Here is a 6,855-nt window from a genome sequence, read left to right as displayed (position 1 = left end):
TTTTTTATTGGTTACTTAGATTGTTATGTATAAGCTAAACTGATATTTAAGCTTTAAAAATAGGCTTATACTTCAAAATCTAATATCTTAAAGTAAAATAAAGAAGATGCCTTAAAACTTAAGACATCCCCTATATTTAAATATTACTCATATATTCCCATTAAAGTATTTTTGTATCCCTCTAATTTAGCTTTTACATCTGAGTTCTTATCTGATAATATATCTTCCATTACAACTTTTGCTTCATTGTATGCACTATCAACACCTTGAGCAGCTGCATTTATGAATAAGTTTTTAGCTGTTGCTTGTTCTAATACAGATGCTACTAAACTTCCTGAAGTTTTGTATGCTTCTGATGCTATAGCTTCTTGAGTTGCTGGTATATATCCAGTTTCAATTCCCCAAGTTATTTGGTTTTCTGTTGAAGTTAAGAACTTTAAGTATTCAAATGCAGCAGTTCTTTGTTCAGCTGTAGCATTTGAGAACATGTATACATCTGTACCTTGTTGCATAACTGACTCAGCAGGATATGCAGCAACACCTATTTCAAACTTACCATCAACACCTTGCTTAACAAATGACTCACCAGCATTTGATCCAACATACATACCTAAAGTTTCATTAGCAAATGGACCTGATAAGTACATATCTGTACCAGCTATTCTGAAGTAACCTTCTTTTACACCATCTAAGTAATAGTTAGCAGCTTCAACTGATTCTGCACCAGTTACATCTGTTTCACTATTAAAATCTACACCTTTATTTTTTAAGTAAGTAGTGTAGAAGTTATTTAAAGAGTCAAATCCAGCACCAACTATACCTTTTTTCTCAGTTATAGTTTTTGCAACTTGAGCAAACTCTTCAAAAGTTGTAGGAACTTCTAATCCTAATTCATCAAATAATGTTTTGTTATACCATATAACTTCTGTAGATTTATTGAAAGGCATTCCATATACTTTTCCGTCTATTTCAGCACCATTTCTAAATCCTTCTAATATGTTGTTGTAGTTTTTGTCACCTATAGTTTCATTTTCTATGTACGGTTTTAAGTCAACTAATAACTCATCTTGTATTGGGTTTACCATCCATTGTGGATATGCTTGAGTTAAAGTTGGTAAATCCTTAGGACTTGCTGTAGTAGCAGTTATTTTTTGTTGTAAGTCTGGGTAACTTGATTGATTTTGTAAAGTTACTGTTATGTTTGGATTAGACTCCATAAACTTATCAGTTAAGTTTTGTAAAGTCTTTTCTAAGTCTCCATTCATAGCATGCCAGAATGTTATTTCTACTGGCTCAGTTATTTCTGTTACAATTTCTTCAGTTGAAGCACTTTTTGTACTTCCACATCCAGTCATTAACCCAGTCATTAAAGCTGCAGATAATGCTAATGATGTAAGCTTTTTAAATTTCATGTCTAACTCCTCCAANNTTATATTGTTTGTTTCTTTTCTGGTAATAGTCTCTCACCTGACTTATTATAAAGTCTTTCAGGATGATAAGAATGAATTGGAACTAATAGCTTAGGTTTAATTAAGTCTATTATTTCAATCAAATCAAATGGATAAGCATGACCACTGCATCCAGCTAATTTAAATTCAATGTTATTGTCTTCGAATCTCTTTATAAATGGTGCATATTTAGGGTCAAAATCTCCTAATGGTGTTGCATTTGAATGAACATAAATTCCATTTTCTTTTAATCTATCAAAATGTTCAATAGCAAGTGTATCTAATTGCCAGAAATAGCTCCCCTCATCTTCTAGAAGTTTTTCAAATTCAACTTCATAAGATTTATCTAATCCATAATCTTTATCATCTAATTGATAATAATGAGATTGATATCCTGTCGCATGTTTTAATACATATGAATAATATGCATCTAAAACTACAGTTCTTGGATTAGTTTTTATTATGTTTAATATTCTTTCTATATTAGATATATAGTAATTAAAAGTTATTTGTTTATTTGGATTTTCTTTTACAATAGTATTTATTTTTTCTATTAAATTTGGCTCATTTTCATCTGCTGATACACGAGCATCTTCATTTAATTCTTGGAAAGAAACTGTAACCCCTTCTATTAATAAAACATCACAATTTTCACTTGCTTTACAGAAGTTTAAAGTTGCATCTTTTCTATATCCATGAAGTCTTATATCACCTGTATATGATATAACTAAGTCTGGAGTTTCTATTAATAATCCACTTGCTCCATATGCATCATGGTCAACTGGCATTACTTTAACCTTTATTTCTCCAACTTGAACTACTTCATTTTCTTTAACCCCATTTATTTCTCTTACATTAGCTTCACCTTTGTTGTGAAGTGGGAATAAAAAGTCATTATTTATATTTAATGTGTTAAGTAATGACTTTGTTCCTTCTAGCATATATAAAGGCACTGAAGGATTTAAGTAGTTAATTATTTTTGAATGGTCTAAATGAACATGTGATAAAAATACAGCTGTATTTTTAAACTTGTCTTCTTTAGATTCATATCCTTTTAAAGGTATACTTGGATCAAACATATTATCCAAGAATGGCACAAGGTTCATATCTAATAAGTCTTGTAAATCTTTTGGTTGCTTAGGAGATGCTGGGTCATATTCACTTCCAAAATCGAAGAATATATGACTATCCTCATAAGCTATTTCTATAATAGTTCCACCAATGGTTAAAATACCATTGTGGAACGTGATTTTTGTTTTTTTATCCTTTAACACCGCTCTTTACAACTCCTCTTATAATTTGTTTTCTAAATATTAAGTATAAAATTAGTATTGGAACTATCGCTATTGTTGAAGCAGCCATTTGTAAGTGTACATTTGTACCACTTTCTGTTGCAAAGGCACTTAATCCATTACTTAGTAATCTCATTTCCTTACTATTAGTTACAAGTATCGGCCATAAGAATGAGTTCCATCCATTTATGAATGTTAATATCCCCATTGTAAATAAAGAAGGTTTAGCAAGAGGTATTAATATTCTTCTTATAAACTCTAAATCTCCACATCCATCCACTTTCGCAGCTTTGTAGTAAGATAAAGGTATACTTGTTAAGTAATTCTTTAAGTAGAATATATAGAATATACTTGCTAATGATGGAAGTATTAAAGCTGTATATGTGTTTAATAGTCCAAGATTAGCTATAGTTTGGTAATTTGTAAATACAGTAACTTCATATGGTACCATTAATAATGCTGCCATACCCATTACTAAAACATTTTTATATTTAAACTCTAATTTAACTAATGCAAAAGCTGCTAAAATAGAAGTTATTAAAGTTCCTATTGTTGATAATCCAGCAACTAAAACAGTATTGAAGAAATATCTAACAAAAGGTGCTTGTTCCATTGCTAAAGCAAAGTTTTGCCATTGAGGAACTTTTGGTACAAGTGTTGGCGGTATACTTGTTGCCTCTTGGAATGTCATTAAACTTGATAATATCATATACACAAAAGGAAACAGTGTAATTAATGACATTATAACTATAAATGTTTTTGATAAAAATAAATTAACTTTTTTCATTTTTTCACCTACTTAGATATTCTTTTTAAAACATAGTTCTGTATTAATGTAAATAATAATATTAAAGCAAATAATATTACTGCCGCTGCCATACCTTGACCATAACGGTACTCAACATAGAATTTATTGAATATATAGAATACTCCAGTAGTTGCACTGTTAGCTATTCCAGCTTTTCCATTAAATAATGAGAATACTTGTGCATATACTTTAAATGCATTTATAAAGTTCATCATTAATAAGAATGTTATTGTTGGTATTAACTGTGGTAAAGTTATTTTGAAAAATTGCTCCATTTTAGTTGCACCAAACATGTCAGCAACTTTGTAATAATTATCATCAATCGTTCTTAATCCTGAAAGTAATATTATTATATTAAATGCAAGTCCAGACCAAATTCCAAATAGAATTAAAGTAGTCATACTCATACTTGGATCATCTAAGAAGTTTATAGGTCCAACATTTATAAAACTTAATAAATAATTTATAAAACCATATTCTCCATTGAATAAGAATCTAAATACTATACCTATTGCTATTACACTTGTTAAATATGGTATAAAGAATATAGTTTCAAATAAGCTCTTATGTTTAATTTTTTCAAATATAGTTATTGCTATAAACATTGATATTATAAGACCTACTGGAACAACAATAAATGCGAATAATGCTGTATTTCCTATTGCATCATGAAACTTTGGGTCTTGTAATACTACTTGGAAATTTTTAAATCCATTAAATTCTAAATTATTTAATGTACCTTTTTGCATAGACATTATAAATGTCTTTATTAAAGGTAAAACATTGAATATTCCTATTATTATTAAAGCAGGTAAAAGAAATAACCATGCTTGTGGTGAATTTTCTGCTCTATATTTTAACTTTCTCATTAGTATACTCTAACTCCATTCTCTTGGAATAAATAAATTCCGTTGTAATCTATATCAAATCCTACACTATCTTTTTCTCTTATGTTGTCATTTACATCTACTATTGATTTTGAATTTACTCCGTTAACTTTGAAGTTTAATATACAGTCTTTACCTATTAACTCAACAGTTTCTATTTCAACATTGAATAAAGGATTTTCACTTGTTACAAAATATTCAGGTCTTATACCTACAACATAGTTTTCTTCAGTTAAATCAGCTTTAAATCTATCTTTATTTAATAAACTTAAATCTATAGAGAAGTTTTCTCCTTTTAACACATTACCTTCTTTTTTCATTTCATATATATTTATTATTGGGTTACCCATAAACTGTGCAACAAATAAGTTTGCTGGTTCTAAGTATAAGTTTTGTGGTATATCAAATTGTTGTACTACACCTTGATTCATAAGAACTATTCTATCACTTATAGATAAAGCTTCTTCTTGGTCATGAGTTACGAATATAGTTGTTATACCTATTTCCTTAACTAATCTTCTTATTTCTTCTCTTATCTTAAGTCTTAATCTTGCATCTAAGTTACTTAAAGGCTCATCTAGTAATAAAACCTTTGGATTTTGAACTAGTGCTCTAGTTATTGCAACCCTTTGTTGTTGACCACCTGACATATTACCTGGTTTTTTATCAGCTAATTCTTCTATACTAGTTATCTTCATATATTTCTTAGCAATTTCCATTGCTTCAGCTTTTGGCATCTTATTCTTACCAACTGTTAGAGGGAACATAATGTTTTCTAGAACAGTCATATGAGGATATAATGCATAGTTTTGGAATACAAGTCCTATATTTCTATCTTTAGGATGCTTGTTTACAACTGATTCTCCATCAAACTTGATTTCTCCACTTGTCGGGTCTAATAATCCAGCTAAAAGATTAAGTATAGTTGTTTTACCACATCCACTAGGACCTAATAAACACACTAATTCACCTTCGTTTATTTCTAAATTAATGTTTTTTAAAGCTTCATGACCATTGTCATAAACTTTCTTTAATTTCTCTATCTGTATCATATTTCACCTCTAGTAATATTTTTATGATATCTATTGAATATCCATTATAAATTTCAACTATGAATATTCTTATTTTATAGTATGTCATAGTTTTATTTTTTTGTATATTATCCTCCTATAATATACACTATTCGACCAAATTGTACAACATTATATTACATTATAATTTTTATTATTAATCATTTTCCTCATGTTGGAATTAGCAGATTTCATCAGTTTTTTCCATTATTACATTTTATTTCATTTAGCCTAAATTTTACAAATAAAACCTATTATATAGTTTTTTTATTAAATCGTCTCCTATCGTATTTTTTTATATTAACCACTGTATAAAATACGCTTTTATCTTTATCATAAAAAAATTTAACACTTAAACAAATATATAAAAATTCGCTCCGCTTGAGGGACGTGTCGGCGAAACATTTCGTATACATCCGTTACTTGAGCCACTGAGTGGGCGAAGCACTTCAAAATGTAATTTTTTACTTTTCTAGATACATTGATATTACTTTAATTCATAAGTTATAAACAAATTTTTATGCAGTATAAAATCCTAGTACATGAAAAAGGTTGATTGCTATTTATACATAGCAATCAACCTTAATATACTTAACTATAATTTTTTATATTTTATATACTACAATATCCTATAGTATCATAATTATTATCTATTTTATATTCTTTACTAGGATTACCAACTATCCAATTTTAATCAAACATAGTTGTGTCTATTATTAATCCAAAATATATCATAGCTATTCCTGCATCTATACGTCTTTCCTAATCACTAGTAAAATCATCTTTATTTACATATATTTTTTCTTATCTAATTTAAAAATAATTCCAAGAGCTATATAGCATATGCCAATTACTATTACTCCATAAGCTAAAGAAACTCCTATATTAAATTCTTGCATATTAGTTACTATAGAAATTGAAATCGGTCTATTATGTACACCATAAAGTAGTGCAGACAGTGTGTATTCTCCAATAGTTCTAATAAACACTAATATAGCTCCTGCCATTATTCCAGGCATCATATTTGGTATTATTATTTTATAGAAAGTTTTCATACTTCCTGCTCCTAAACTTCGTGATGCTTCTTCTAAACCTAAGTTTACTGAACTTATAGCTACTTCATTAGAGCTAAATAATAATGGCAATGCTGAAATTGTATAAGCTATTGGTAATATATAAAATCCACCTATCAAAGATTCATTAAATGCAAATATATTCTTTTGATTAAATGAATTAATTAAGTTTACTGCAATTACACTAGCAGGCATACTCCATGGCAACATTATAATAAATCTTGCTAATCTATTATATTTATTATTTTTCTTAATAACTAAGTAAGATACTGGTACA

At 28.4% G+C, this 6,855-nt stretch carries 6 protein-coding genes; all 6 read right to left on the bottom strand.

Annotated elements, in window-relative coordinates; genetic code table 11:
• Positions 1–143 precede the first annotated feature (143 nt).
• Positions 144–1,412, bottom strand: a complete 1,269-nt coding sequence (locus tag G3997_RS01035; RefSeq protein WP_296646734.1) for an extracellular solute-binding protein — start codon at positions 1,410–1,412, stop codon at positions 144–146.
• A 17-nt stretch (positions 1,413–1,429) separates the two neighbouring features.
• A complete protein-coding gene (locus G3997_RS01030) occupies positions 1,430–2,722 on the bottom strand; it encodes an MBL fold metallo-hydrolase (protein WP_296646732.1) in 1,293 nt (430 codons plus the stop codon).
• Entirely contained in the window at positions 2,709–3,527 is an 819-nt protein-coding gene (locus G3997_RS01025) for a carbohydrate ABC transporter permease (protein ID WP_296646730.1), read from the bottom strand. Before G3997_RS01025 ends, G3997_RS01030 begins: the two co-directional genes overlap by 14 nt.
• 8 nt (positions 3,528–3,535) lie before the next feature.
• Complete coding sequence (locus G3997_RS01020; RefSeq protein WP_296646728.1) at positions 3,536–4,417, bottom strand: carbohydrate ABC transporter permease; 882 nt, start codon at positions 4,415–4,417, stop codon at positions 3,536–3,538.
• Complete coding sequence (locus G3997_RS01015) at positions 4,417–5,487, bottom strand: ABC transporter ATP-binding protein (protein ID WP_296646725.1); 1,071 nt, start codon at positions 5,485–5,487, stop codon at positions 4,417–4,419. The genes G3997_RS01020 and G3997_RS01015 overlap by 1 nt, the downstream gene beginning before the upstream one ends.
• Positions 5,488–6,293: 806 nt before the next feature.
• A partial coding sequence (locus tag G3997_RS01010) for an ABC transporter permease (protein WP_296646722.1) occupies positions 6,294–6,855 on the bottom strand: 562 nt, incomplete at its 5' end.

It is taken from the genome of Romboutsia sp. 13368, from assembly GCF_018336475.1.
Taxonomy (GTDB): domain Bacteria; phylum Bacillota; class Clostridia; order Peptostreptococcales; family Peptostreptococcaceae; genus Romboutsia.
This window is presented reverse-complemented; position numbering and strand designations above follow the sequence as displayed.